At 70.1% G+C, this 24,014-nt stretch carries 27 protein-coding genes and 1 pseudogene; 17 read left to right on the forward strand and 11 right to left on the reverse strand.

The window, feature by feature from the left end; genetic code table 11:
• Nucleotides 1–73 precede the first annotated feature (73 nt).
• Nucleotides 74–664: an N-acetylmuramoyl-L-alanine amidase gene (locus tag ACFYUS_RS03020; protein WP_388844936.1), complete on the reverse strand. Its 591-nt coding sequence runs from the start codon at nucleotides 662–664 to the stop codon at nucleotides 74–76.
• Nucleotides 665–917: 253 nt separating this feature from the next.
• Here ACFYUS_RS03020 and ACFYUS_RS03025 point away from each other — a divergent pair, with 253 nt between their 5' ends.
• Both ACFYUS_RS03025 and ACFYUS_RS03030 read left to right on the forward strand, forming a co-directional pair.
• Complete coding sequence (locus tag ACFYUS_RS03025) at nucleotides 918–2,333, forward strand: family 2B encapsulin nanocompartment shell protein (RefSeq protein ID WP_388844939.1); 1,416 nt, start codon at nucleotides 918–920, stop codon at nucleotides 2,331–2,333.
• Between the two features lie 94 nt (nucleotides 2,334–2,427).
• Entirely contained in the window at nucleotides 2,428–3,471 is a 1,044-nt protein-coding gene (locus ACFYUS_RS03030; protein ID WP_388845972.1) for a family 2 encapsulin nanocompartment cargo protein polyprenyl transferase, read from the forward strand.
• Between the two features lie 12 nt (nucleotides 3,472–3,483).
• Here ACFYUS_RS03030 and ACFYUS_RS03035 read toward each other — a convergent pair whose 3' ends face one another.
• Nucleotides 3,484–4,059 carry a TetR/AcrR family transcriptional regulator gene (locus ACFYUS_RS03035; RefSeq protein ID WP_388844942.1) on the reverse strand — a complete coding sequence of 192 codons (576 nt, stop codon included), beginning with the start codon at nucleotides 4,057–4,059 and terminating at the stop codon, nucleotides 3,484–3,486.
• Between the two features lie 104 nt (nucleotides 4,060–4,163).
• On the opposite strand from ACFYUS_RS03035, the gene ACFYUS_RS03040 reads away from it, so the two are divergent.
• The 4 genes from ACFYUS_RS03040 (at nucleotide 4,164) to ACFYUS_RS03055 (ending at nucleotide 6,127) form a co-directional block, all read left to right on the forward strand.
• Nucleotides 4,164–4,745, forward strand: coding sequence for a dihydrofolate reductase family protein (locus tag ACFYUS_RS03040; protein ID WP_388844944.1), 582 nt, complete (start codon nucleotides 4,164–4,166; stop codon nucleotides 4,743–4,745).
• A 36-nt stretch (nucleotides 4,746–4,781) separates the two neighbouring features.
• On the forward strand, nucleotides 4,782–4,976 hold the full coding sequence (locus ACFYUS_RS03045; protein ID WP_388844947.1) for a hypothetical protein: 195 nt from the start codon (nucleotides 4,782–4,784) through the stop codon (nucleotides 4,974–4,976).
• 86 nt (nucleotides 4,977–5,062) lie between these two features.
• The gene (locus ACFYUS_RS03050; RefSeq protein WP_388844949.1) at nucleotides 5,063–5,482 is read left to right on the forward strand and encodes a DUF6304 family protein; all 420 of its coding nucleotides are present in this window, start codon (nucleotides 5,063–5,065) and stop codon (nucleotides 5,480–5,482) included.
• A 159-nt stretch (nucleotides 5,483–5,641) separates the two neighbouring features.
• Nucleotides 5,642–6,127, forward strand: a complete 486-nt coding sequence (locus ACFYUS_RS03055) for a GNAT family N-acetyltransferase (RefSeq protein WP_388844951.1) — start codon at nucleotides 5,642–5,644, stop codon at nucleotides 6,125–6,127.
• A gap of 15 nt (nucleotides 6,128–6,142) precedes the next feature.
• Here the strand turns inward: ACFYUS_RS03055 and ACFYUS_RS03060 are convergent, their stop codons facing one another.
• On the reverse strand, nucleotides 6,143–6,553 hold the full coding sequence (locus ACFYUS_RS03060; protein ID WP_388844954.1) for an SgcJ/EcaC family oxidoreductase: 411 nt from the start codon (nucleotides 6,551–6,553) through the stop codon (nucleotides 6,143–6,145).
• Between the two features lie 141 nt (nucleotides 6,554–6,694).
• On the opposite strand from ACFYUS_RS03060, the gene ACFYUS_RS03065 reads away from it, so the two are divergent.
• Nucleotides 6,695–7,681 carry a sigma-70 family RNA polymerase sigma factor gene (locus ACFYUS_RS03065; RefSeq protein WP_388844957.1) on the forward strand — a complete coding sequence of 329 codons (987 nt, stop codon included), beginning with the start codon at nucleotides 6,695–6,697 and terminating at the stop codon, nucleotides 7,679–7,681.
• 190 nt (nucleotides 7,682–7,871) lie between these two features.
• A complete protein-coding gene (locus ACFYUS_RS03070; protein WP_388844959.1) occupies nucleotides 7,872–8,504 on the forward strand; it encodes a hypothetical protein in 633 nt (210 codons plus the stop codon).
• Between the two features lie 21 nt (nucleotides 8,505–8,525).
• Here the strand turns inward: ACFYUS_RS03070 and ACFYUS_RS03075 are convergent, their stop codons facing one another.
• Both ACFYUS_RS03075 and ACFYUS_RS03080 read right to left on the reverse strand, forming a co-directional pair.
• Nucleotides 8,526–8,900 carry an ASCH domain-containing protein gene (locus tag ACFYUS_RS03075; RefSeq protein ID WP_388844962.1) on the reverse strand — a complete coding sequence of 125 codons (375 nt, stop codon included), beginning with the start codon at nucleotides 8,898–8,900 and terminating at the stop codon, nucleotides 8,526–8,528.
• Nucleotides 8,901–8,904: 4 nt separating this feature from the next.
• Nucleotides 8,905–9,192, reverse strand: a pseudogene (locus ACFYUS_RS03080) (hypothetical protein); the annotation flags it as partial.
• A gap of 179 nt (nucleotides 9,193–9,371) precedes the next feature.
• On the opposite strand from ACFYUS_RS03080, the gene ACFYUS_RS03085 reads away from it, so the two are divergent.
• Nucleotides 9,372–9,713, forward strand: a complete 342-nt coding sequence (locus ACFYUS_RS03085; RefSeq protein ID WP_388844965.1) for a hypothetical protein — start codon at nucleotides 9,372–9,374, stop codon at nucleotides 9,711–9,713.
• A 9-nt stretch (nucleotides 9,714–9,722) separates the two neighbouring features.
• Here ACFYUS_RS03085 and ACFYUS_RS03090 read toward each other — a convergent pair whose 3' ends face one another.
• Nucleotides 9,723–11,189, reverse strand: a complete 1,467-nt coding sequence (locus ACFYUS_RS03090; protein ID WP_388844968.1) for a hypothetical protein — start codon at nucleotides 11,187–11,189, stop codon at nucleotides 9,723–9,725.
• Nucleotides 11,190–11,642: 453 nt separating this feature from the next.
• Between ACFYUS_RS03090 and ACFYUS_RS03095 the strand changes: the two genes are divergently transcribed.
• From ACFYUS_RS03095 to ACFYUS_RS03115, 5 genes are all read left to right on the forward strand, one after another.
• Nucleotides 11,643–11,936 (forward strand): lactococcin 972 family bacteriocin, encoded by a 294-nt coding sequence (locus ACFYUS_RS03095; protein ID WP_388844971.1) that lies wholly within the window; start codon nucleotides 11,643–11,645, stop codon nucleotides 11,934–11,936.
• A 140-nt stretch (nucleotides 11,937–12,076) separates the two neighbouring features.
• Nucleotides 12,077–14,212 (forward strand): hypothetical protein, encoded by a 2,136-nt coding sequence (locus ACFYUS_RS03100; RefSeq protein ID WP_388844974.1) that lies wholly within the window; start codon nucleotides 12,077–12,079, stop codon nucleotides 14,210–14,212.
• Nucleotides 14,213–14,257: 45 nt separating this feature from the next.
• Nucleotides 14,258–14,914: an ABC transporter ATP-binding protein gene (locus ACFYUS_RS03105; RefSeq protein ID WP_388844977.1), complete on the forward strand. Its 657-nt coding sequence runs from the start codon at nucleotides 14,258–14,260 to the stop codon at nucleotides 14,912–14,914.
• 1,117 nt (nucleotides 14,915–16,031) lie between these two features.
• On the forward strand, nucleotides 16,032–16,478 hold the full coding sequence (locus tag ACFYUS_RS03110) for a hypothetical protein (RefSeq protein WP_388844980.1): 447 nt from the start codon (nucleotides 16,032–16,034) through the stop codon (nucleotides 16,476–16,478).
• 310 nt (nucleotides 16,479–16,788) lie between these two features.
• Nucleotides 16,789–17,034, forward strand: coding sequence for a hypothetical protein (locus tag ACFYUS_RS03115; protein ID WP_388844983.1), 246 nt, complete (start codon nucleotides 16,789–16,791; stop codon nucleotides 17,032–17,034).
• Nucleotides 17,035–17,041: 7 nt separating this feature from the next.
• Here the strand turns inward: ACFYUS_RS03115 and sodN are convergent, their stop codons facing one another.
• Complete coding sequence (gene sodN / locus ACFYUS_RS03120; protein WP_388844986.1) at nucleotides 17,042–17,437, reverse strand: superoxide dismutase, Ni; 396 nt, start codon at nucleotides 17,435–17,437, stop codon at nucleotides 17,042–17,044.
• A 150-nt stretch (nucleotides 17,438–17,587) separates the two neighbouring features.
• On the opposite strand from sodN, the gene sodX reads away from it, so the two are divergent.
• Nucleotides 17,588–18,022, forward strand: coding sequence for a nickel-type superoxide dismutase maturation protease (gene sodX / locus ACFYUS_RS03125; RefSeq protein ID WP_388844988.1), 435 nt, complete (start codon nucleotides 17,588–17,590; stop codon nucleotides 18,020–18,022).
• Here sodX and ACFYUS_RS03130 read toward each other — a convergent pair.
• Complete coding sequence (locus tag ACFYUS_RS03130) at nucleotides 17,926–18,555, reverse strand: CGNR zinc finger domain-containing protein (protein ID WP_388844991.1); 630 nt, start codon at nucleotides 18,553–18,555, stop codon at nucleotides 17,926–17,928. The two genes, sodX and ACFYUS_RS03130, sit on opposite strands and share 97 nt — an antisense overlap.
• Before the next feature lie 106 nt (nucleotides 18,556–18,661).
• Between ACFYUS_RS03130 and ACFYUS_RS03135 the strand changes: the two genes are divergently transcribed.
• Nucleotides 18,662–19,411, forward strand: a complete 750-nt coding sequence (locus tag ACFYUS_RS03135; RefSeq protein WP_388844993.1) for a class I SAM-dependent methyltransferase — start codon at nucleotides 18,662–18,664, stop codon at nucleotides 19,409–19,411.
• Nucleotides 19,412–19,471: 60 nt separating this feature from the next.
• Here ACFYUS_RS03135 and ACFYUS_RS03140 read toward each other — a convergent pair whose 3' ends face one another.
• From ACFYUS_RS03140 to ACFYUS_RS03150, 3 genes are read right to left on the reverse strand one after another with little or no spacing between them, the layout of a single operon-like run.
• Nucleotides 19,472–20,239 (reverse strand): amino acid ABC transporter ATP-binding protein, encoded by a 768-nt coding sequence (locus ACFYUS_RS03140; RefSeq protein ID WP_388844996.1) that lies wholly within the window; start codon nucleotides 20,237–20,239, stop codon nucleotides 19,472–19,474.
• The gene (locus tag ACFYUS_RS03145) at nucleotides 20,236–21,186 is read right to left on the reverse strand and encodes an amino acid ABC transporter permease (RefSeq protein WP_388844999.1); all 951 of its coding nucleotides are present in this window, start codon (nucleotides 21,184–21,186) and stop codon (nucleotides 20,236–20,238) included. Before ACFYUS_RS03145 ends, ACFYUS_RS03140 begins: the two co-directional genes overlap by 4 nt.
• 31 nt (nucleotides 21,187–21,217) lie before the next feature.
• Nucleotides 21,218–22,180 carry an ABC transporter substrate-binding protein gene (locus ACFYUS_RS03150; RefSeq protein ID WP_388845002.1) on the reverse strand — a complete coding sequence of 321 codons (963 nt, stop codon included), beginning with the start codon at nucleotides 22,178–22,180 and terminating at the stop codon, nucleotides 21,218–21,220.
• A gap of 536 nt (nucleotides 22,181–22,716) precedes the next feature.
• On the opposite strand from ACFYUS_RS03150, the gene ACFYUS_RS03155 reads away from it, so the two are divergent.
• Nucleotides 22,717–23,928 (forward strand): NADP-dependent malic enzyme, encoded by a 1,212-nt coding sequence (locus ACFYUS_RS03155; RefSeq protein ID WP_388845005.1) that lies wholly within the window; start codon nucleotides 22,717–22,719, stop codon nucleotides 23,926–23,928.
• Nucleotides 23,929–24,014: the final 86 nt, after the last annotated feature.

Below are 24,014 nucleotides of genomic sequence, written 5' to 3' on the forward strand. Positions count from 1 at the left end.
TCGCCGGTCGAACGCGTCCGTCGGCTCCCCTCGCCGCCCCTGGTCCGGCCCGGGCGACGGACGCCCCGTGGGGTCAGCGCAGCAGGTCGGCGACACGTTCCCGCATCGACGCCATCGTGAACCCGCGCGGGTCCACCTTGCCCGGCTGCCACTCCAGGTGCCCGATGACCGAGCGGTGCGTCCAGCCGTGCACCCGGCACACGGCCGCCGCCGCCTTCGCGATGGCCTCCAGCTGGACCTTGGGCCACGGGTCCTCGCCGTCGCCGAGGTTCTCGCACTCGAAGCCGTAGAAGTGCCGGTTGCCGTCCGTGGTGGCCTCGTCGTCCGGCGGCAGCCGCCGCTCGGCGATGACGGCCCGGAGGACCTCGTCGTCGCCGAGCCCCGCGTGGTTGGCCCGCCCGTAGCCGACGAGGTGGACCGTGCCGTCCTTGGCGATCACGCCGTGGCAGAGCGGTCCCGGCAGGGCCTCGTAGCCGTCCCGGCAGATCCGGACGGTGGCGGCGGTGCCCCGGGTCACGGTGTGGTGGATCATCACGCCGTGCACCGGGCCCCAGGGGCCCTTGTGGTTGCGGTTGTGGGTGGACCAGTCGCCGACCTGGACGACCGCGAGGCCCTCGCCGCGTAGCGCGTTCAGGAACCTGCTCGCGGACATGGGTGAGCTCATGACCGACTCCTTCCGGAGGACGGGGTGAACTTCCGGAGTACCGGAGTCCACCACTCCGCCGCCATCCGTTCGGACCGTGTGCGAGCCGATCCGGACAGATGGCCAGGAGGCGGGTGGGGCTCCGCTGTTCGGATGGAAATTGCGTGACATGCCCCGAAGATCGTCGAACAGTCCCACCCGAATGTGTAATGGCGCCGACACGTTCCGTACTGAAAGGCTTCCTTCGCAACTCAGTCATACGAGAGGGAGTTCCATGTCCGTTGGTTCGGTTGACGGCGAGGTCCGCGCGGAGCAGCAGGGTCCGCAGCAGAGTCTCGGCACCGCCGCCGCGCGGAACCTCGCCACGACCACCAAGTCGGCCCCGCAGATGCAGGAGATCACCTCCCGGTGGCTGCTGCGGACGCTGCCGTGGGTCCAGGTGCAGGGCGGCACGTACCGGGTGAACCGGAGGCTCAGCTACTCCGTGGGCGACGGCCGCGTCACCTTCGTCCAGACCGGAGAGCGCGTCGCGGTGATCCCCGCCGAACTCGGCGAACTCCCCGCCCTGCGCGGCTACGAGGACGAGAGCGCGCTGACCGAGCTCGCGGCCCGCTGCACCCAGCGGGAGTACGCGGCGGGCGAGGTCATCGCCGTCGCGGGCGCCCCCACCGACCGGGTGCACCTCCTCGCGCACGGCCGCATCGAGCAGATCGGCGAGGGCCCCTACGGCGACGAGGCCGTCCTCGGCGTCCTCGCCGACGGCGCCTACCTCGGCGAGGCCGCGCTGCTCTCCGCGGACGCCACCTGGGACTGGACCGCCCGGGCCGCCACCGCCTGTACGGTCCTGGAGCTCACCCGGGACGACGTGCGCAACCTCGCGGACCGGGTCGGCTCGCTCGCCGCCCACCTCGCGGGCGTGGCCTCGACGCCCGACCGGAGCACCAACACCTACGGCGAGGCCGCCATCGACCTCTCCGCCGGCCACGTCGGCGAGGCGGTCGTCCCGCACACCTACGTCGACTACGACGCCTCGCCCCGCGAGTACGAACTGAGCGTCGCCCAGACCGTGCTGAAGGTCCACAGCCGCGTCGCCGACCTCTACAACCAGCCGATGAACCAGACCGAGCAGCAGTTGCGGCTCACGGTCGAGGCGCTCCGCGAGCGCCAGGAGCACGAGCTCATCAACAACAAGGAGTTCGGCCTCCTCGCCAACTGCGACTACGGGCAGCGGATCCAGCCGCACGACGGCGCCCCCAGCCCGGACGACATGGACGAGCTCCTCTCCCGCCGCCGGGGCTCCAAGATGTTCCTCGCCCACCCGCGCGCCATCGCCGCCTTCGGCCGCGAGCTCAACAAGCGCGGACTGGTCCCCGAGACCATCGAGATCGCCGGCAACCGCATCCCGACCTGGCGCGGCGTGCCGATCTACCCGTGCAACAAGATCCCGGTCACGGATGCCCGGACCACCTCGATCATCTGCATGCGCACCGGCGAGGCCGACCAGGGCGTGATCGGTCTGCACCAGACCGGCCTCCCCGACGAGATCGAGCCCAGCCTCTCCGTCCGCTTCATGGGCATCGACGAGCAGGCGATCATCTCCTACCTGGTCACGGCCTACTACTCGGCGGCGATCCTCGTCCCGGACGCGCTCGGTGTCCTGGAGAACGTCGAGGTCAGCCGCTGGCGCTGAGTCGTCGGCGCCCGGGGGCGGGCACCGAACCCGCCCGCCCCCGGGCGCTCCCCGGCCGACCGCCGCGAAGGATGCGAAGGAAATGACCGTGACCATGACCAGCGTGGACGCCGTAGCCGACGGCCAGGGGGCCGTGACGCTCCTGGACCGGACGCGCGCGGCCGTCAATCCCCGACTCCGCTCGACCGTCGAGTCCCTGCCGGACTCGGTGCGGCGGGTGGCGATGTACCACTTCGGCTGGGAGCGTGCCGACGGCACCCCGGACACCGGGCAGTCGGGCAAGGCGATCCGGCCCGCCCTGGTCCTCGCCGCGGCCCGCGCCCTCGGCGCCGACGAGACCCGTGCCGTGAACGCCGCGGCGGCGGTGGAGCTCGCGCACAACTTCACCCTGCTCCACGACGACATCGTCGACGAGGACCCGACCCGACGGCACCGGCCCACCGCCTGGACCGTCTTCGGCATCCCGGACGCCCTCATGGCCGGTGACGCGATGAGCGCGCTGTCCCTGCGGCTGCTCGCCGAGGATCCCCACCCCGCCTCCGCGGCGGCCTCCGCGCGCCTCGCCGCCTGCGTCATCGAGCTCTGCGCCGGCCAGCAGGCCGACTGCGCCTTCGAGCAGCGCGACCCGCGCGAGGTCTCCCTCGACGAGTGCCTGGCCATGGCCACCGCCAAGACCGGCGCCCTGCTCGGCTGCTCCTGCGCCCTCGGCGCGCTCTACGCGGGCGCGGGGGAGGAGGAGGTCGCGGCGATGGACGCCTTCGGCCGGGAGGCGGGCCTCGCCTTCCAGCTGATCGACGACCTCATCGGCATCTGGGGCGACCCGGACCGCACGGGCAAGCCGGCCGGTGCCGATCTCGTCGCCCACAAGAAGTCGCTTCCGGTGGTGGCGGCGCTCACCTCCGGCACGCCCGCGGGGGAGGAGCTGGCCGAGCTGTACTCGCGTCCGACGCTCGACGCGGCGGGGGTACGGGCGGCGGCGGACGCCGTCGAGCGGGCCGGGGGCCGCGACTGGGCGCAGGCCCAGGCCGCCGAGCGCATGGGCCGCGCCGTCGAGCACCTGGCCCAGGCGGTGCCGGACCTGGCGGCGGCGGAGGACCTGCTCGCCCTCGCGGAGTTCGTCACGCGGCGTACGCGCTGATCCGGGGGGCGGTCACGCCTCCGGGACGATCCGGGTGACCACGGTCTCGATCATCTCGTCCAGCTCCCGGTCGCCGAGGAGCCCGGGGACGGTGAAGTGGTCGAGGAGCAGCCCGGTGAGGGCGACGTAGAGCACCCGGACCGTGTCCGCGTCGCCCGGCATCCCGGAGTCGAGGTGCAGCCGGATGTTGTGGTCGAGGTCGGCCCGGAGCACCTCGGTGAACCGCTTCTGCAGCTCGGGGCGGCGCACGGCCTCCAGGCGCAGTTCGAAGAGCCCCAGGTAGCAGGTGCGCTCGGCGGTCATGCGCCGGGCGAGCCAGCGCATCAGCTCGACGACCAGGGCGCGGCTGGGCGCCGGCAGCAGGGCGGTGTCGATGGCGCCGGGCTCCGGGGTCAGCCGTACGAAGATCCGGTCGGCGACCTGCGAGAGCAGCTGGTCCCGGTCGCTGAAGTAGTTGGACGAGGTGCCCGTGGGGACCCCCGCCCGGGAGTCGACCGCGCGGAAGGTCAGCCCGCGGGCGCCTTCGTCCGCGAGCACCTCGATCGCGGCGTCGAGCAGGTTCGTACGGCGCTCCGGATTTCTCGCCACGTCGGACTCCTTCACATGAAGATCTTGCGCAACCACTACAGATGAAGCACTATAACTGTCGTGGTTGCGAGGGCAGCCACCTCCCCGAGACGAAGAGGACCGGTTTGCGCAAGCTCACCTACTACATCGCCTGCACCATCGACGGCTTCATCGGCGACCCCGAAGGCGACGCCACCTCCATGTTCAAGTACACCGAAGGGTCGTACATGGCGTGGATGGGCACCGAATACCCGGAGACCATTCCGACGCAGGGCCGGGAGATGCTCGGCATCGACGGCGGGAACAAGCACTTCGACACCGTCGTCCAGGGATCGAGGTCCTACCGGCTCGCCCTGGACATCGGCGTCACCAGCCCGTACAATCACCTGCGCGAGTTCGTCGCCACCCGCTCGCTCGCCGAGTCGCCCCACACGAACGTCGAGCTGATCGCCGACGACCTCGTCGGCCGCGTCCGCGCGCTCAAGGCCGAGGACGGCCACCTGGACATCTGGCTCTGCGGCGGCTCCACCATCGCCGGCGAGCTCATCGAGGAGATCGACGAGCTGGTCATCAAGACCTATCCGCAGGTCTACGGCACCGGCATGCCGATGTTCGGCGCCGGCTTCGAGCCCCGGGACTTCGAGCTCGGCGACGTCCGCGCCTTCGACAACGGCGTACTCGTCCGCACGTACACCAGGAAGCGGTGACAGGCGGCGCCGTGCGAGGCGACCTACCCTGGACGCATGGGTGAAGAGGCGCCTCGCACGACGCGGGACCCCCTGGCCGAGCGCCACTGCCCGGCCTGCGGCGAACCGCTCGGCACGGTGGCCACCCGGCACAAGGTCCTCGGGGCCTGGGTGCCGGAGTGGGAGGTGCAGCCCTGCCGCAACCAGGACTGCCCGCTGTACGAGTCACGGAAGCCGCTACCACGCACGTGACCGGCAAGAACGGCGAGATCGGGAGAAGTCCGGCCCCGGGGTGACCGGACGCGCGGCGGAGCCGGTCAGACCGCTACAGTCCGCGCATGTCATCGGAGTCGACAGAAGTCTGGACCGGTTGGTACCGGGACCGCAGCGGCGCGGAAGCGATCGTCATCACGGCCGACGGGCGAAGCGTCGCCACCCGCATCAGGGGGGTCGAGTACACGGGCGAGGGCTTCGCCGCGCTCACCGCCGCCGACGAGGGTGGGCGGCCCCTCACGGGCTGCGTCCTGGAGTGGGACCTGCCGCTCCCCGTCGTCGTCGACGGCACCACCCAACAGGCCACGCTGGCCTGCCTGCTGACCCTCGGCGAGCGCGCCGACCTCAGCCTGACCCTCCACTACGGCGGCGCCGCCTTCGAAGCGTGCGTCGCCGGAGGCGACTTCGAAGGGGCCCTGGAGCGGGTACGGCAACAGCTGCCGGCCGGCGCCGACTTCGGCCGCAGGCTCCTCCAGGCAGCCTGAGGCCGGGGACGGCGGCGCCCCGGGGACGGCGGCGTCTCGGGGGCGGCGGCGTCTCGGGGAGGGGGCGCCCCGGGGAGGGGCGCCGCCCGACACCGACTCGCCGCACAGGTCGCCGTGGACGACGGGCACGCTGTCAGCGGGGCCGTGCATGATGACCGCATGAGCGAACGCGAGGACGATCCCGGCCGGGCAGAGGTACGCCCCGCACGCCCCGACGACCTGCCCCGGGTCGTGGAACTCATCGCCGAACACGCCGCGTACGAGAAGGCCGCGACCCCGGCCCCCGGCCTCGCGGACCGCCTCGCCGGCCTCCTCTTCGGCCCCGAACCGTCCCGCCTCCGCTGCCTCGTCGCCGCCCTCCCCGACGGCACCCTCGCGGGCTACGCGACCTGTGCCCCGGAACTCTCCACCTGGGACGGCGCGGAGTACCTCCACATGGACTGCCTCTACCTCACGGAGGCCTCCCGCGGCCACGGCCTCGGGCCCCTCCTGATCGCGGCCCTCCGCACGGAGGCCCGCGCCCTGGGCCTCCCGGAACTCCAGTGGCAGACTCCGGAATGGAACGACCGGGCGATCGCCTTCTACGACCGCCTGGGCGCCACCTCGAGACGGAAGCGCCGCTACACGCTCCCGGCCGGGGCGTAGCGCCGTCCGGGGCGGTCAGTCGGCGCAGTTGTGGTAGGCCGCCACCTGCCAGACGCCGTCGGACGTACGCTCCAGCACCCAGGTCGCGCGGACCCAGCGGCCGTCCGGCACGTCGGTCTCGCCGGCGAGGACGACGGCGCTGCGGGCGACGACGACGGCCGAGTCCCGGAACTCGCCGAGGAACCGCACGCCGTGGAGCTCGTCGCGGACGGTCGATCCCTTCAACGGGCCCTCGAACCCGGCGGCCATCGCGGCACGGATCCGCTCGCGGCCGTCGCGGAAGGAGCCGGGCAGTGCGGAGGTCGCGTCGGGGGTGTAGACGGCGACGAAGGCGTCGGCGTCGTTGGCCGCCCATGCGGCGTACACGGCGTCGATCACGGACCGCACCTGCTGCTCGGCGGTGTCCTGCGCGGTCGTCGTGGTCATGGCGTCCTCCTGGAAGGTCGAGGGATGTCACCGGTACGTACCGCCGGGGCGACCGGAACTCATCGCCGCCGGCCGCACGGATCACCGATGAATTCCGGGAGGGTCGCCGGTACGTACATCACCGCACCGAGAGAGGCAGGCATGACCACCACGAGCCCACACCCCGACGACCCGGCCGCCGAGTTCGCCCGACGCACCGATCCGCACCGCCGGGAGCTCCTGGCCTACTGCTACCGGATGCTCGGCTCCGCGCACGACGCCGAGGACCTCGTGCAGGACACCCTGCTGCGCGCGTGGCGCGCGTTCGACCGGTACGACGCCCGGCGTGCGAGCGTGCGCACGTGGCTGTACCGGATCGCCACCAACGTGTGCCTCACGGCGCTGGACAGCCGCACGCGCCGCCCCCTGCCCAGCGGCCTCGGAGCGCCCGACGAGGACCCGCTGACGCCGCTGGAGTACGCGCCGGAGGTGCCGTGGCTCCAGCCGATCCCGGACGCGTGGCTCGCGGACCCGGGCCAGGTGCTGGCCGCCCGCGACACCCTGCGCCTGGCCTGGGTGGCCGCCGTGCAGCACCTCCCCGCGCGGCAGCGGGCCGTGCTGATCCTGCGCGACGTCCTCGACCACTCCGCCGCCGAGACCGCCGCGCTCCTCGACACCACCCCGGCCGCGGTCAACAGCGCACTCCAGCGCGCCCGGGCACGTCTCGCCGACGCCGGCGTCGCCGAGACACGGGTGACGGAAGAGGCCGCCGACCGGCAGGTGGTGGACCGGTACACGGCCGCCTTCGAGAAGGCCGACATCGGCGCGCTGACCGCACTGCTCGCCCACGACGCCATCCTGGAAATGCCGCCGGTCCGCACCTGGTTCACCGGCCGCGACCGGTACGCCGGCTTCATGACCTGGGTGTTCGCGGCGAACGGCACCGACTGGCGCGTCCTCCCCACCGCAGCGAACGGCAGCCCCGCGATGGCGGCCTACGTCCGCCACACCGCCACGGAGTCCTACCGCCCGCACACCCTGCAGGTCTTCGACGTCGCCGACGGCCGCATCACCCGGAACACGGTCTTCCAGGACCCCGCCGTCCTCACCGCCTTCGACCTCCCGAAGACCCTCCCACCGGCGCGCTGACCGTCCCGCGGCGGGAAAGCGGCGGGAAACAGCGCGAAAAACATGGGTGGCGATGGGGTGCGACGGTCTTGAGCGGGTGTCCTGCGGGCTGTGTGCGGACTGCCGCCGGTCGGAGCGGTGATCTGCCGGTGATCAGAAGCCGCGCCGAATACGAGTGCACTGCCGTGAAGGAATGCCGCACACTCTGCAGGTGATCGTTCTGCAGCCAGTCCTGGAAGTCCGCGCCCCCAACGGCTTCGACCTCTGGCCGGTCGCCGCCTTCGGGGCGAACGGCTTCCTGCCGCTCGGCGGGGCGCTCAAGCCGGCACAGGTCGGTACGGCGGTGATGCGCATCGCCGAGTGCAACGACATCGACCCGGAGGTCGACGGCCGCTCGCCACGCCCCGCTGATCCACTCGGGAGCTTCCTCCACGGACTGCTCACCATGGACCACCTCTTTGCCGCCGGCGGCCTGCGGGTCACCGACACCGCGACCGGCATCACCCTGCTGCCGGGCTGTTGCAACGGGCTGGAGGAGCGGCGCGATTGGCTTGAGGTCATCGACGGCGACGGCTGGGCCTCCTTCGGACACGATCCCTCCCCGCTCGCCGAACGCGTCGGCACTGCGGTGCGATTGACCGTCGATGCCGAACAGGACGACAGCCCGGTGATCGAGCTCCCCGTCAGCCACCTGCGGGACCTGCTCGCCGACGCGGAACGCGACCTGGCCGACTTCCTCCGGCTGGCCGCTTCCTGGACCGACCGCCATCTGCCCGACCACGCAGCTCCTGTCGTCTCTGCGATCGCCCGAGTCCTCGACCTGCCCGCACCGCCGAGGCCGTAGGGCCCTGCTTCGTGCTCGGCGTCATGCCGGCGGCGGCTCCGAGCGAGTGACCTCGATGGCGAGCGCGCCGAGGGCTTCCTTCTCGGGGCCGTAGATCGTGCGGATGTCGGCGAGCTGCTGGTCGCGGGTGGCGGTCGGGTTGACGCCGGACGGGCCCTCGCCGTCGAGAAGGGCTTCGAAGTCGGGGTACCCGGTGACGCGGAGGACCTCGACGTCGCAGGTCTCGTCGGTGTCCTTGACGCGGAAGCGGATGGTGTCGCCGGCGGTGAGGTCCGCGAGGTGCGGGTACTTGACCCGCACCTCGATGGTCTTGGTGCCCGCGGCGACGAGCTCGAAGTACTGGCGGTAGAGGTTGAGCTCGCGGACGCGGGCGGGGCGCTCGGTGCGGTCGGTCATCGGGAGGGAACGCTCCTGGGGACGGTGCGGTGGTCAGGCGGCCGATCTCGGCGGCCGAGTACGAGCGGAAGAAGTGGCGGGGGTCGGAGAGCAGGGTCTCGCTCATGATGAGCAGCCGGTCGGCGTACTCGGTGACGGTGCCGGGCCACTGCCGGGTGTCGAGCATCCAGGGGGCTGCACCCTCGGGCAAGGGGGCACGGCCTTCTCGTATGAGGGATTTCGACAGCTTGGCGCCGGTGTCGGTGACGACCTGGGGGCAGAGCAGCCGTGCCGGCAGCTGTGCGCGGGTGAGGCAGCGCCTACAAGGGAGACCGGGACCCGGCTGCCCGGCAGTCGCTCTAGCAGTGGCAGACGTCCCGGTACGACCTGCCCGGCATCCCCCAGGCGCGGTCAGGGAACTGGCCCGTGTCGTCGCCCACAGCGGGCTTGTGATCGCCTCCAGCGACCGCGACAAGGTAGAGCTCGACGAGCTTGTGGCAGCGGGCCGCCGGCGATGTCCTCGGTATCGACCGCGGTCCGGCCCGGATCTCGCTCAGCGCACGTTTCTCCCCGGAGAAGGCTCTGGCCTTCTTCGCCGAGGAGTTCGGCCGGGTGGAGGTCGCCGAACTGCCGGGGACCAGCACGGTCCGCGACCCCGACCCGGTCATCGCCCGCGTGGCCTCCTGTCGCGCCTGGGCGGACCAGCACGACGTGCCCTTCGAGGGGGCCACCGACCGGGCCCGGGCTCTCGTCGCCGACCACATCGCCCGCCACGGGGCGTACGAGATCACCTGCCTCGGCGGCGTGGTGGAGCAAGGTGGCACACGGCGCTGAGGTCAAAGGTCACGACGATCGGTCAGGCGTACTTCTCTCGTACACAGTCACTCGCCGGCCGCGGACCTGCTCGTCGGCCACCGAACGGAAGTGCTCCCGAAGCGTGGAGATCTTGGTCCTGTCCCGCGCCGAACTCGTCGGCTTCGACGGGTCTCCCGCGTCGGTGACGAGAATGATGCGCTGTCGGGCGAGCATCTCGGTCCGGATGCGCGCGGCATCCCACTCCACTCCCTTCAGCGTTCCGGAGCGTTCCGGCGTCTCCTCCAGGGCGATGTCCCGCAGGCCTATGAAGGCGTGCGGGGAGACCGATCTGGTGTCCCGCCGCGCCGCCGGGACGAACAGCACGGCGTCCCCGGACTTCTTCAACCGCTCCACCTGCGCTGCGGCTGCCAGGACATCGTCCACGCGGCTCTGCGGCGAGCGCTTCGCGAGCGCTTGCGAAAGCAGGGCGACCGAAGCGACGGCGACCGTGAGGGGAAGGACCCAGCGCGCGACGGTCCGCGACCGCCGCTGCACCGCCTCCACGAGCGCGCCGAGGACGACGCCGATCATCAAGGCCAGGCCCAGGAGGCTGAACAGCACGTAGCGATCCACGAAAAGCGGCTTGACCAGCGAGATCCCGACGAGACCGAGCTGCGGGACCGCGAGCAGGGGCAGCCCGACGGCCGCTGTCGAGAGCCGTCCCGCCCGGGGGCGGTCCAGCAGGGTCCCGATGCCGGCGATGGCGAGCAGGATCGCCGGCCCGATCAACATGTGCCAGGTCAGCGGCGGGATCCAGGACACCTGCCCGGACTGGGTGCGACTGAAGAGGATCAATGGCGTGGCGCCCGCCGTCGCCGCCGCGGATGCCGCTGTCCAGCACACCCACGTCCTGCGCGTCGCGCGTGCCCATGCCAGGGTCGCCAGGTGCGCGGGCAGGATCAGTAACGCGAGCCAGTTCAGGAGGCCGCAAACCAAGACCGTGCAGCCGTAGGCGGTCCAGTGCCCCCACCGGTTCCGTCGTCCCTGCAGCATCGTCACGAGCAGCAGCGTCGAGAGCCCGGAGCCCGCCGCCACCAGGGCGTACGGGCGGCCCTCCTGAAGGTAGAACTGCACGGAGGGGATCAGCCCGAACGCCATGCCTCCGCCCAGGCCCACCGGATTTCCGGAAAGCCGCCGGCCGAGTTCCGCCACACATGCCGCTCCCGCCGCGACCGCCAGCACAGAGGGCAGTCGTAACACCGTGGTCGAAGGGCCGAAGCACTCGAACAGCGTGTGCATGAACAGGTAGTAGAGGGCGTGGACGACGTCGACGTGCTCCACCATGTGCGTGATGTCGCCGGTGGACCGGAGGGCGACCTGCCAGGTCGCGGCCTCGTCCCGCCAGACGCTGTCCTCCCGCGACAGCCCCCACAGGCCGAGCGCGACGGTCCACAGGAAGGGAATCAGCCAGACGGGAGCACGGAACCGAGAACGGAAATCGGTGAATCTCGTCAAAGTCGGTCGCCCCCTGGCCGGTCGAATTCACGTAATCGTTCGCAAGGTGTGGTGCTCGGCGTGAATCCGAATGATGGGCAGGCCGGCAGCGCGGTCGTGAGCTTACGGCAAGGGGTGCCATGCCCTGTCTGAGAGGTTTCGCGGAACGGCTGGGCAGCGTCGATTTTCGGCCTGAAAGGGGCAGTGAAGCGGGAGGGTGCTGGCCGGGATTCCCGCATGGGGGAACGTTTCGCGCCAAGAGGGCTTCGAGTTGGCGTAAAGGTGATGGGTGCGTGTAAGCGGATCCAAGAATTCCGGTACCGAATACGTCAAGTCGAACGAGAATGGCTGACATTGCGGCACGGCCGAAATGTGACGGTGATTCAGGTCACGTAGGGCGGGGTTGACCGGTTGTTAAACCGTTGGCAAAGATCTCGTCTCGGAAAACTGATCACCATGTAAGGGGAAGCGTTCATGAAGAAGAGAAGTGCTCTGAAGGCCACGCTCGCCTCTGCGGCGCTGATTCTCGGAGCGGCCGCTCCGGCGATGGCCATCACGGTGGACGTCGGCGGCGGCCGGTGGACCTACGACCAGGGGGCGAACAGCGCCTGGTCGAACTATTACCACTCGGGCAACAAGCACGCGTCCTCGGTGAAGATCGGCGCTAACATCTTCCGGAGCGGCTGCACTTCGGCCGGTAGCTGGTCGCTGGCGTCCGGCGGCAAGAACGGTGGCGCGGTCAGCTGGTACTACGACCCCCTGTGCTGATTCCGCCCGGGCTCAGGTCGTGAGAGTGCGCAGCAGATAGAGCTGAGTGAGCCGAGGCCCTGGTCCGGCGCGGCTGCGGGTGTGCGGTTCTGCTGCACGCCCGCAGTCGCTTCATTCTGCTCCTTTTTCACCTGACATGCATGGCTCCCTGGAACTCCGAAATAAGATGGGCAATGCTGCAGCGAGGTATCAGGTTCGTTCACGCCGTCACACTGGCTTTCTCCGCTCTCCTCGCCTTCCTCTTCGTGCGAGGCCTCGACGAGACCCGAGTCCTGGGAAGCGTCGCCCTGGTCGACGTGATCGACTCCGATGGCTCGGTGAACTCCGCGCGCGTTGTGGACGCCGTCGAGTCGGTCGCGGCCGAGAGGCGGATCGGTGTGGCCCGCGAGGTGCCGGATCTGAAGAACCCCGAGGGGCTCCGGCATCTGTACCTCGCCACAGGAGACGGCGGATCGGCGACGGGGGCGTGGCTGGACGAGGGTTACCCGTCCTTCAGCCGGAACGTCGAGACCCGCGTCCATCCCCTGTCCGAGATCGAACACCTCGATCCGCGCGGCGCCTATCACGTCTTCGGTCCGCCCGAAGCCGTCGACGCCCTGGTCGGCGAATTCACCCAGCTCGGGCTCCGTGCGAACGTGGCGTACCCGCTGTCCTACACGACGCTGGCGACCGACTACTCCGGCAGCCCCCTGCCCTGGTCCCTGGGCGTCATGGCCCTCGCCGCCGTGACCCTGACCGGGGCGAGCGTGCTGCTGCGAGCGAAGACCTACGCCGTCCTTCGCCTGCAGGGCATGTCCTACACGGACATCCTGGCGCGCGATCTGAGGCAGACGGCGGGCTCCTGGCTCGTCTCCTTCGGTGGCGTGGTGGCGGTGACGCTCGGCGCCCTCGGTCTCTACAACGGCTGTGCCCGACTCGGTCTGTTCGCCTCGGTCGCTCTGGGAATCGCCGCCCTGCTGACCCTCCTCGTGCTCGGCTCCCACGCCGCAGTTCTCGCGCTCGTCTTCCGGGTCGGAATCCTTTCGTTCCTGAAGGGCGAACTGCCCTCGCGAGCGGCGACCATCAGCCTCTACGTGGTCCGCGTACCGGCGCTGCTCCTCGCTTTGAGCATCGCGTTGAGCGTCGCGATGGCAGGCCAGAACGTCCTGAAACGGCAGGAGAACCGCGACGTCTACCGAAGCGTGGGGGATGCCGTCTCGATTCGTCTCAGCGGTGCGTTCGCCACCCGCCCCGACGAACTGGACCGGAAGGTCGGGCCGTGGCTCCGGGCGGCGGACGCGCGAGGCGAGATCGTCGTAGCCGGCCGAGGGGATCTCCAGATGACGGCACCGGATGCGAACCTGCCGGCGGGCGAGATCCTCATCGTCAACGAGACCTACGCCCGGGAGCAGCCGGTTCTCGATCAGGAGGGCCGCCGTTACGTCCCCGGGACAGGCGGCGCGAAGACCTCGCAGCCCCGCCCCGTGCGCGTGATGATTCCCGTTTCCTACGCCTCGCACACAGAAGCGATCGCCAAGGCGGTCTCCAGGAAGCTCGACCCAGGACTCGGTCGGAACATCCCCGTCGAGACGCTCGGCGCGAAGAACGGGCAGCGGCTCTTCGGGTACAACACCGGTGCCCTGGTCTACAGCTCGGCGCATCCCGCGAACGAGGACAGATCGCTGATGCGCGATCCGATCGTGGTCGTAGTCCCGAACGGCTCGGATTTCCTCACCGATGACGCCTACGTCACCTTCGCGACTCAGGAAGGTGTCGTCTTCCTCGACCCCGACGACGTCCTGAACGTTATCGCGTCGGACGGGCTACAGGACTATGTGTCGTCCGTATCCCCGGTCGGGCAGCGGATCGCGACGGAGCTGAGCGACGCGGTCGGCGACTTCCGGCTGCAGATGTTCAACCTGGCCCTCGCGGTGGCGGTCCTCCTGGTCGCGGGGGTCGGAATCTGCATCATCTACACGAGGAAGAACGCCCAGCTCATCTTCGTGCGTCACATCAGTGGCTGGACGTTCGCCACATCCCATCGCTTCATTCTGGCGGTGGAGGCGGCCATCGCGATCGTCTTCGCGGTACGGATTCCCATCGAGGTGTGGCAGCAGAACCGGGAGATCGCCGAGTTCACCGCGGCAGGCCTGCCGGCCCCCTTCCCGCCGTTGCGCGTCGAACCCGCAGAACTGGCCCTCATCGCCGGCCTTGCCGTGGTCGAACTCGCCGTGGTCCTCCTCGCCCTGTCGGCGTTTCACCGCCGGATCGTGAAGGAAGGCGCATGCGAGGCGTGACCTCTCGAGAATCGAAGCAATCCCCCATCCAGCCGGAGTGCAATTGTGATTGACGTCGAGGGACTGTCGAAGAGTTTCGGCAAGCGAACGCTGTGGCGCGATATCAACCTGACGGTCGGTCGTGGTGAAATGCTCGCCCTCACCGGTCCGAGCGGCTCCGGCAAGTCGACTCTCCTGAACTGTCTGGGGCTGCTCGACAGGCCGAGTGCCGGGGCCATTCGCCACGAGGGGAAAGACATCACGCGTTTCGGCAGGCGTGAGGCCCGCCTGTTCCGCAGGGATGTTCTCGGCTATCTCTTTCAGGGGTACGCCCTCATCGAGAACGCCACCGTCGAGGAGAACCTGGAAGTGGCCGTGAAGCCGCGTCGTGCGCTCCGGGACACGGCCGGCGCGTCCCTCGCGGAAGCACTGCAGCGCGTCGGGTTGGCTGGGCGGCACAAGGAGACGGTCCACCGCCTCAGCGGTGGCGAGCAGCAGCGTGTGGCCCTCGCCCGTCTCATCGTCCAGCAACCGACGCTCGTCCTCGCGGACGAGCCGACCGCCGCCCTGGACGCTGACAACACTGCCATGGTCCTGGACTCGCTACGGGAGATGAGCCGAGCCGGGTGCGCAGTGGTGATCGCCACCCATGACGACACCGTCCGTGACGCCTGTGACAACGTGTTTGCCGTGGGAGCGCCGCTCGTGCCCGAAGTCGCCTGAACCGGGGGCGGTGGCCTCGGGCGGCATGCGCCCCCGACCTGGTCGCGGTCGCGACGGCCCGAGACTCGGGTGCGTTCAGGCGCCACCGTCGCGGTCGACCAGGCTCTCGGTGTACGTGGGGGCTTCCGCGCCAACGACGTGAGGACGGCGGCGGCACCGGCCGTGCCGTTCCTGGTGTGGATCAGCGCCGATCCGGACGCCTGCCACCAGACTGACGCCCGGGCCGTCGTTTCCGCGGCGGCGCGTCGGGGGCACCACGGCGCTGGGAAGCGTGCCGGCACGATGCGGTTTCGCCACGACAGCCCCTGGCGATTGCGGAGTCGGCCCGGAGCCCACCAAGACGCGGATGCGCTGGTAAGGCATGGAAGCGGGGGCGCCGACTGGGGCTCGCCGGGATGCCGCCTGCGCCCGCCTGCTGGACTGGGTCACGCTGCGCCGGATCAGGTCCTGGGCCGGGTGCTCGGCGGTGTCCAGTTCGCGTTCGGTGGCAGCCTGGGCCAGGAGTCGGCGAGGGCGGTGCCCAGCGGACTCGGCACGCGCGAGGGCGGTGACGAGGGCCGACCAGGCACGGCGCGTGCCGGAGGGCGGGCTGGATGCGGGAGGCCGCCCCCCCACGAGGTGACCGCCGTCAGAGCCTCCTCGCTCGGCAGTACGGCGTACCGGCCGATCGCGGCGCGCGGCTCGTCCAGCACGACGGCTCCGTCCTGGTCCCGGCCCGCCGTGAGGCCGGCGCGCTCGCGGTCCTCGGTCCCCGGTCCGGGGACCGTCCCCGCAGCACCGTGGGCAACCCGGACCGTGCCACGGGATGCCCTGCCCTGCCCGGGGGCCGCGGCCGGCGGCCGATCGTCTGCGGCGGAGGCAGTCGACGGGGTGGGGGAGGCGGTGCCCTCCATGGGCGTTCCTTTCTGGCGAGGGGCGGAGGGGGGGCCTGGTCCGCCTTCTCGTCGGCTGGTCGTTCAGGGGTGGGTGAGGACCCCGGAAGCTTCGGGTCTGTGGCTACACGGCCAGGCCCCACTCGTCCTGGCCGTCGATCACCGTCTGCTCGTACCGCATCAACCTCGACGAGGTCACGGTCAGCCTGGTCACCGGCCAGTACGTCGATCCCCGCGCCGGCCGCGTGACGTTCGAGAAGTACGCCGAGGGGTGGGAGGCCTCGCTCATAGCCGGCGAGGCGGGCGAGCGCATCACCGACAACGCGCTGCGGCTCCGCCTCGTACCGGCGCAGGGCGCCCGGTCCATGGCAGCGATACGCCGCAACGACATCCAGGTGCCCTTCAAGCACCCTTCCGACCAGCTAGGCCCCGGCAGCGTGCGGAACGTCCACGACGTCCTCGTACGCGTCATGACGGCAGCCGTGGACGACAAGGCCATCGCCTCCAGCCCCTGCCGCCGGATCACCCTCCCCGCCATGCCGGACGAGGAGGTCATCCCGCCCACGGTCGAGCAGGTCGAGGCGATGGTGCGCGTGATGCCGCCGTGCATCCGAGCGGCCTTCGTGCATCCGAGCGGCGATCGTCACCCCTCGCCGGATCAGGGCCGCGCCTCGGTGAACTGCTCGGCCTGAAGGTGTCGGACGTCGACTTCAAGGCCGGCGCCATCCGCGTAGAGCGGCAGCGGCTCCAGTCGGGGAGGAGCGGCCCGCCGGAGATCGCGAAGTCCCGGCGCACGGTTCCGGTCGGCGAGGTCGTCACCGACGCGCTCCTCGCGCATCTCGCCGCACGCCCCTCCAGGGAGTGGCTGTTCACGATGGAGGGGGGAGCCGCTCAACCAACGGCGGTGGAAGACCGGGGGGAACGGGGCTCGCAAGGCGCTCCAGGCGGCCGAGAACGGGGCAGCCGAGCGGGGAAGGCCGTAAGCCCGTCGAGCTGCCGCACATGGTCCCCCACGACCTGCGGCACTTCTACGCCTCCGCGCTCATCGCCGGCGGTGCGAGCGTCAAGCAGGTGCGGCTGGTCCTCGGATGCGCGTCCGCCGTGATCACGCTGCGGATCTACGCGCACCTGTGGCCGGGGGAAGAAGACCGCACCCGGGCCGTCATGGACGCCGTGCTCGGCGGCCTGCGGACCGGGTGCGGACAGCTAAGCGGCACGACCTGCGAAAGCACAGGTCAGGTCACCTAGAGGGAGATCAGGCCTTCTTGGTCTCCCAGAAGATGCGGTCGATCTCGGCGATGAGCTCCAGCGCCTTCTCGCCCGTCTTCGGGTCGGTCGACGCCTTGGCGGCCGAGAGGGCCTTCAGGGTGTCGTTGACCAGCTGGTTGAGCTCGGGGTACTTCTCGAAGTGCGGGGCCTTGAAGTAGTCGCTCCAGAGCACCGAGACGTGGTGCTTGGCGAGCTCGGCGCGCTGCTCCTTGATGACCGTGGCGCGCGCACGGAAGTGCGGGTCCTCGTTGGCCAGGTACTTCTCCTGGACAGCCTTGACGGACTCGGCCTCGATGCGGGCCTGGGCCGGGTCGTACACGCCGCAGGGGAGGTCGCAGTGGGCGCTGACCGTGACCTTGGGGGCAAACAGGCGGGAGAGCATTGAGCCGTCCTTCCTCGTGATCGTCTTCTCAGGTGGGACATTACTCGGTGAGAAGGGCGTTTTCGCGGGCGCCCCCTGGGGCTTAGGTCAAAAGTCCAGGGTCACCATGGGACGCGTGTACGAGTGGACGAGTGGATCGGGAGGTGCCGGATGGCGCGGTCGGGGCGGCAGCAGGTGGGGGAGGCCGGTGCCCCGTTCGGGATCGCCGAGGTGACGGGGATCTCGATGGTGCCCACGCTGCTGCACGGTGACCAGCTGCTCGTGCAGTACGGGGCGCGGCTGCGGGCCGGGTGCGTGGCCGTGCTGCGGCATCCGCTCCAGCAGGATCTGCTCATCGTGAAGCGGCTGATCGAGCGACGTGACGGCGGCTGGTGGGTGCTGGGCGACAATCCGGACGCCGAGGGGGACAGCCGGGTCTTCGGGGCCGTACCGCCCGAGCTGGTCCTCGGGCGGGTGCGGGCGCGGTACCGGCCGGTGACGCCGGGGCGTCAGCGTTCGGCGGGGGTGATGATCTCCTGGCTGGTGTCCGCGGTGAGGCCGGTCCGGTCCGTCCGCTCGGCCTCCTGGCGCTTGCGGGCCCGGTAGGCGGCCACGTTGGCGCGGGTCGCGCAGCGGTCCGAGCAGTAGCGGCGGGAGCGGTTCGTGGAGGTGTCCAGGTAGGCGTTGCGGCAGGGCGGCGCCTGGCAGAGGCCGAGCCGGTCCGCGCCGAACTCCGTCAGGTGGAAGGCGAGGCCCATCGCCGAGATGGCGGCGTAGCCCGTGGTCGCGTTCGAGGAGTGGTCGGCGAGGTGCATGTGCCAGCGGGGCCGGCCCTCCTCGTCGAGGGTCTCGTGGCCGGAGATCTGCGGGCTGACGGGGAACTCCAGGAGGAGCGAGTTCAGCAGGTCCACCGCCCCCGTGTGGTCGCCCTCGTCGGCCGCTGTGAAGACCGCCCGCAGCCGGGCGCGCACCGTGCGGAAGCGCGGCAGATCGGCCTCGGTGACCCTGCGGGCCATCTGGGTGGCGGGGCCGAAGAGCTCCCGTACGACCTCGACGGAGGTCAGGGTGTCCTTGCCGCGGGCCGGCTCCTCGGTGTTGACCAGGCGTACGGCGAAGTCCGAGTAATGGGCCAGTTCCACTTGTAGTCCTTACTTCGGCGGGCTAGTGTCTCGACCGGAGGGGGTAACGGCTGTTTCCCCTTCGAGGGTATTACGAATGGTAGGACCGACGCGGGGAGGAACGACCATGACCGGAACCGACTGGGCGGGCTGGCAGCGGAGCTGGGACCGTCAGCAGGAGTGGTACATGCCGGACCGTGAGGAGCGGTTCCGCGTGATGCTCGACATGGTCGAGGCGCTGGTGGGACCGAAGCCCCGCGTCCTCGACCTCGCGTGCGGTACGGGGAGTATCACGAGCCGGCTGCTCCAGAGGTTCCCCGACGCGAGCAGCACCGGCGTCGACCTCGACCCGGCCCTCCTCGCCATCGCCGAGGGCTCCTTCGCGGGCGACGAGCGCGTCACCTTCGTCACCGCCGACCTCAAGGACCCCGCGTGGGCCGCGAGCCTGCCGTACGACACGTATGACGCCGTCCTCACCGCCACCGCCCTCCACTGGCTCCACAGCGGCCCCCTGGAGGCCCTCTACGGGCAGCTCGCCGGTCTCGTGCGCGAGGGCGGCGTCCTCATGAACGCCGACCACATGATCGACGAGAGCACGCCCCGCATCAACGCCGCCGAGCGCGCCCAGCGGCACGCCCGCATGGACCGCGAGAAGGCCGCCGGGGTCCTCGACTGGGCCGACTGGTGGGCCCTCGCCGCCGCGGACCCGGTCCTCGCCGGGCCCACCGCCCGCCGCTTCGAGATCTACGGCGAGCACGCCGACGGCGACATGCCCTCCGCCCGCTGGCACGCCGACGCGCTCCGCTCCGCCGGCTTCGGCGAGGCCCGTGCCGTCTGGGCGTCCCCCTCCGACACGCTCCTCCTCGCGGTGAAGTAGCCGGGGGACGCGGAAAGGGGCGGTACGGGCTCTCGCTCGTACCGCCCCTTTCCGTGCGTCTTACAGCACCTTCGACAGGAACGCCTTCGTCCGGTCGTGCTGCGGGTTCGTCAGGACGTCCCGCGGGTTGCCCGACTCGACCACCACGCCGCCGTCCATGAAGACCAGCGAGTCGCCGACCTCACGGGCGAAGCCCATCTCGTGCGTGACGACGACCATCGTCATGCCCGACTCGGCCAGGTCCCGCATGACGTCGAGGACGTCGCCCACGAGCTCCGGGTCGAGGGCCGAGGTCGGCTCGTCGAAGAGCATCAGCTTCGGCTCCATCGCCAGCGCGCGGGCGATGGCGACGCGCTGCTGCTGGCCGCCGGAGAGCTGCGACGGGTAGTTCCCCATCTTGTCCCGCAGGCCGACCCGGTCGAGCAGGCGCTCGGCCCGCTCGCGCGCCACCGCCTTGGAGTCGCCCTTCACCTGGATGGGCGCCTCCATGACGTTGGCCAGGGCCGTCATGTGCGGGAAGAGGTTGAAGCGCTGGAAGACCATGCCGATGTCACGGCGCTGGACCGCGACCTCGCTGTCCTTCAGCTCGTAGAGCTTGTCGCCCTTCTGCTTGTAGCCCACCAGTTGGCCGTCGACGGACAGGCGGCCGCCGTCGATGCGCTCCAGGTGGTTGATGCACCGAAGGAAGGTCGACTTGCCGGAGCCGGAGGGGCCGACGAGGCAGAAGACCTCGCCGTTCTGCACCTCCAGGTCGATGCCGCGGAGGATGTGGGCCGCGCCGTAGGACTTGTGGACGCCTTCGGCCTTGACCATGGGTGCGCCGGTCATGCCCTTGCCTCCGGGGAACGCTTGAAGGTGGTGAGGTTCGCCTTGACCCGCTGGAACGGGGTGGGCGGGAGGTTGCGCGTCGAACCGCGGGAGAAACGACGCTCCAGGTAGTACTGGCCGACGCTGAACACGCTGGTGAGCGCGAGGTACCAGATGGAGGCCACGAAGAGCATCTCCATCACGGCGCCGGCCGTGTTGCCGATGTTGGACGAGGCGCGCAGGAGCTCGGTGTACTGCACGGCCGAGACCAGGGACGAGGTCTTCAGCATGTTGATGAACTCGTTGCCCGTCGGGGGCACGATCACCCGCATGGCCTGCGGCAGGACGACCCGCCACATGGTCTTCGTCTGCGACATGCCGAGCGCGTGCGCCGCCTCGGTCTGGCCCTCGTCGACCGACTGGATGCCGGCGCGGACGATCTCCGCCATGTAGGCGCCCTCGTTCAGGCCGAGGCCGAGCAGGGCCACCATGAACGGCGTCATGACGTCCACGGTCTCGTTCTTGTAGATCGGACCGAGGTTGATGTAGTGGAAGATCAGCGACAGGTTGAACCACACCAGCAGCTGCACGTACACCGGGGTGCCGCGGAAGAACCAGATGTAGAGCCAGGCGACCGCGCCGGTCACCGGGTTCTTGGAGAGCCGCATCACGGCGAAGAGGATGCCGAGGACGAGGCCCAGCGCCATGGCGGAGACGCTGATGATGATGGTGTTCCACATGCCGCTGATCACGGACGGGTCGAACACCTTGTCCCAGACCGTGTTCCAGACGACGTCGCCCTGGGAGAAGGCGTAGACGAGCCATCCGAGGAGCGCGACGACCACCACGGCGCTGATCCAGCGGCCGTAGTGCCGCACGGGGATGGCCTTGATCGCCTCGTAGGGGACGCCCGAGGGGGTGGGACCGGCCGGAGCGGCGGCCGGTTCCTTGCTGATCTTGTCAGTCATGACGACTGCCCTTCAGTGGTACGAGGAGAGGTCACTTGCCGGCGTTGACGGTGGCCGACTTGACCGCGCTGTCCTCGACGTTCCACTTCTTCAGGACTTCAGCGTACGAGCCGTCCTTGATGATGGCGTCGAGCGCTTCCTTGACGGCATCGCGGAGCTGGGGGTTGTCCTTCGAGACGCCGATGCCGAAGAGGCCGACGTCGCTCTGGTTGCCGGTGACCTCGAAGTCGTTGCCGCCGCCCGAGGTCTTCGCGATGTACGAGGCGACCGGGTAGTCGTTCAGGTCGGCGACCGCGCCGCCCGCCTTCACACGGGTCTGGGCCTCGGCGTCGGTGTCGAAGGCCTGGATGGTCAGCTTCTTGTCGCCGCACTTGGTGGCCTGCGCCTTGAAGGTGTCCTCGTAGATCGTGCCGCGCTGGACGGCGACGGTCTTGCCGCAGAGGTCGTCGAGGGAGTTGACGCCCTGCGGGTTGCCCTTCTTGACCAGGAGGGAGACGCCGGAGCTGAAGTAGTCGACGAAGTCGATGCCCTTGCCGATCTTCTTCCCGCTGTCGTCCAGGCCCTCCTGGCGCTTCTTGTTGTCCGTCATCGCGGACATGATCAGCTGCTGGCGGCCGGTGTAGATCGAGGTGATCAGGCCGTCGAAGGTGCCGGAGACGAACTCGAGCTTGACGCCGAGCTGCTTGCTGAGGGCCGCCCCGAGGTCCGGGTCGATGCCGACGATCTTGCCGCCGTCGGTGTACTCCATCGGGGCGTACGAGGCGTCCGTGCCGACCTTGATGACGCCGGCCTTCTGGATGTCGGCGGGGAGCTTCGCGAAGAGCGGGGCCTTGCTCGCGGCGGCGGAGCCGCTCTCCTTGGGCGTGTTCGCGCTCTCCGTCTGGTCGCCACAGGCGGTCAGCAGCATCGAGCCGGCGACCGCGATGGCGGCGACCGCGGCAAGACGGGAAGTGCGGGTCTTGGCGGTCGTACAGCGCGTGGAGCGTGCGGTCATGGTCGGGTTCCTCCGGCGTGTGAAGTGCTGCCAGGCAGTCGCGTACGCATCTTCGAGTGTCGCGACCTCGTGTGATTACGGCATCTTGCCATTCGGACTGCCACAAACCGACGGCCTCGGATGTCAAAATCGGATAACGGGTGACCCCGAAATCGCTACAGGCCGGTACATCAAGGCCGGATCTTCTTCGGAATCCCTTCCCCATCACCGGAAGATCTGCGGTTCATCTCGCCATTCGGACGATGGGAAGGCCGCCAATCGGGTGCGGAAAGCATCTATCGGGACATCGGGTGACGTGTCGTTCTCCGTCCGTGTCCGGATGCACTCGGTATGAGTCGCGTCACCGAACGGTTATGGACTCGTCTGCGGTGCCGTCCGTCCGGTAAGAAGGATCCTTACACCCCTCATCCGGGGCTCAGGGCGCGTTGTGCGGCGCGCCCGCGCGGCTGCCAGACACGGCGGCCGCGGGACCCGCCCACCGCTCCGCATCAGGAGCGGCCAACCCTCAACTGAAGCAGACTTAAGGGGTCAACCCAATGGCAGCGGAGATCGTCAATCCTCGCAATGACAGTGGTACGGAAGGGGCTCCCGAGGAGCCCTTCGATCCTGTCTTCGCCCTTCACCGGGGCGGCAAGATGGCCGTGCAGGCCACCGTCCCCCTCCGGGACAAGGACGACCTGTCCCTCGCGTACACGCCCGGCGTCGCCAAGGTGTGCACCGCGATCGCGGAGCAGCCCGAGCTGGTCAACGACTACACCTGGAAGTCCCAGGTCGTCGCCGTCGTGACCGACGGCACGGCGGTGCTCGGCCTCGGCGACATCGGCCCGGAGGCCTCCCTCCCGGTCATGGAGGGGAAGGCCATCCTCTTCAAGCAGTTCGGCGGCGTGGACGCGGTCCCGATCGCCCTGGCCACCACGGACACCGACGAGATCGTCGAGACCGTCGTCCGCCTCGCCCCGTCCTTCGGCGGAGTGAACCTGGAGGACATCTCGGCCCCGCGGTGCTTCGAGATCGAGCGCAAGCTCCAGGAGCGCCTCGACATCCCCGTCTTCCACGACGACCAGCACGGCACCGCCATCGTCACGCTCGCGGCCCTCCGCAACGCGGCGAAGCTGACCGGCCGGACCCTCGGCGACCTGCGCGGTGTCATCTCCGGCGCCGGCGCGGCCGGTGTGGCCATCGCCAAGTTCCTCCTGGAGGCCGGCCTCGGTGACGTCGCCGTCGCCGACCGCAAGGGCATCGTCAGCCGCGACCGCGAGGACCTCACGGACGTCAAGCGCGAGATCGCCGAGCTCACCAACAAGGCGGGCCTCAGCGGCTCCCTGGAGAGCGCCCTGGCCGGCGCGGACGTCTTCATCGGCGTCTCCGGCGGTACGGTCCCCGAGGCGGCCGTCGCCTCCATGGCCCCGAACGCCTTCGTGTTCGCCATGGCCAACCCGAACCCCGAGGTCCACCCCGACGTCGCGCACAAGTACGCGGCCGTCGTGGCGACCGGCCGTTCGGACTACCCGAACCAGATCAACAACGTCCTCGCGTTCCCCGGCATCTTCGCCGGCGCGCTCCAGGTCCGGGCCTCCCGGATCACCGAGGGCATGAAGATCGCCGCGGCCAACGCCATCGCGGACGTGGTCGGCGACCAGCTGGCCGCCGACTGCGTGATCCCGTCGCCGTTCGACGAGCGGGTCGCCCCGGCCGTCGCGGCCGCGGTCGCCGCCGCCGCCCGCGCCGAGGGCATCGCGCGCCGCTGACGCGCACTCCCGAAGGGCCCCGTTCCTGTCCGCAAGGGCGGGGCGGGGCCCTTCTGCCTGCGCGGGGCGGTGGTACGGGTGGGGCG

The organism is Streptomyces sp. NPDC004284 (assembly GCF_042874035.1).
GTDB lineage: Bacteria > Actinomycetota > Actinomycetes > Streptomycetales > Streptomycetaceae > Streptomyces.

What these genes read in the sequence shown, in the direction of transcription:
- ACFYUS_RS03055 (WP_388844951.1), top strand. Translation starts at nt 5,642, where the DNA reads ATGAGCGAACGCGAGGACGATCCCGGCCGGGCAGAGGTACGCCCCGCA.
- ACFYUS_RS03065 (WP_388844957.1), top strand. Translation starts at nt 6,695, where the DNA reads ATGACCACCACGAGCCCACACCCCGACGACCCGGCCGCCGAGTTCGCC.
- ACFYUS_RS03150 (WP_388845002.1), bottom strand. Translation starts at nt 22,180, where the DNA reads ATGACCGCACGCTCCACGCGCTGTACGACCGCCAAGACCCGCACTTCC.
- ACFYUS_RS03100 (WP_388844974.1), top strand. Translation starts at nt 12,077, where the DNA reads ATGGCTCCCTGGAACTCCGAAATAAGATGGGCAATGCTGCAGCGAGGT.
- ACFYUS_RS03135 (WP_388844993.1), top strand. Translation starts at nt 18,662, where the DNA reads ATGACCGGAACCGACTGGGCGGGCTGGCAGCGGAGCTGGGACCGTCAG.
- sodX (WP_388844988.1), top strand. Translation starts at nt 17,588, where the DNA reads ATGGCGCGGTCGGGGCGGCAGCAGGTGGGGGAGGCCGGTGCCCCGTTC.
- ACFYUS_RS03020 (WP_388844936.1), bottom strand. Translation starts at nt 664, where the DNA reads ATGAGCTCACCCATGTCCGCGAGCAGGTTCCTGAACGCGCTACGCGGC.
- sodN (WP_388844986.1), bottom strand. Translation starts at nt 17,437, where the DNA reads ATGCTCTCCCGCCTGTTTGCCCCCAAGGTCACGGTCAGCGCCCACTGC.
- ACFYUS_RS03045 (WP_388844947.1), top strand. Translation starts at nt 4,782, where the DNA reads ATGGGTGAAGAGGCGCCTCGCACGACGCGGGACCCCCTGGCCGAGCGC.
- ACFYUS_RS03075 (WP_388844962.1), bottom strand. Translation starts at nt 8,900, where the DNA reads ATGACCGACCGCACCGAGCGCCCCGCCCGCGTCCGCGAGCTCAACCTC.
- ACFYUS_RS03155 (WP_388845005.1), top strand. Translation starts at nt 22,717, where the DNA reads ATGGCAGCGGAGATCGTCAATCCTCGCAATGACAGTGGTACGGAAGGG.
- ACFYUS_RS03115 (WP_388844983.1), top strand. Translation starts at nt 16,789, where the DNA reads ATGGTCCCCCACGACCTGCGGCACTTCTACGCCTCCGCGCTCATCGCC.
- ACFYUS_RS03050 (WP_388844949.1), top strand. Translation starts at nt 5,063, where the DNA reads ATGTCATCGGAGTCGACAGAAGTCTGGACCGGTTGGTACCGGGACCGC.
- ACFYUS_RS03095 (WP_388844971.1), top strand. Translation starts at nt 11,643, where the DNA reads ATGAAGAAGAGAAGTGCTCTGAAGGCCACGCTCGCCTCTGCGGCGCTG.
- ACFYUS_RS03140 (WP_388844996.1), bottom strand. Translation starts at nt 20,239, where the DNA reads ATGACCGGCGCACCCATGGTCAAGGCCGAAGGCGTCCACAAGTCCTAC.
- ACFYUS_RS03145 (WP_388844999.1), bottom strand. Translation starts at nt 21,186, where the DNA reads ATGACTGACAAGATCAGCAAGGAACCGGCCGCCGCTCCGGCCGGTCCC.
- ACFYUS_RS03030 (WP_388845972.1), top strand. Translation starts at nt 2,428, where the DNA reads ATGACCAGCGTGGACGCCGTAGCCGACGGCCAGGGGGCCGTGACGCTC.
- ACFYUS_RS03060 (WP_388844954.1), bottom strand. Translation starts at nt 6,553, where the DNA reads ATGACCACGACGACCGCGCAGGACACCGCCGAGCAGCAGGTGCGGTCC.
- ACFYUS_RS03025 (WP_388844939.1), top strand. Translation starts at nt 918, where the DNA reads ATGTCCGTTGGTTCGGTTGACGGCGAGGTCCGCGCGGAGCAGCAGGGT.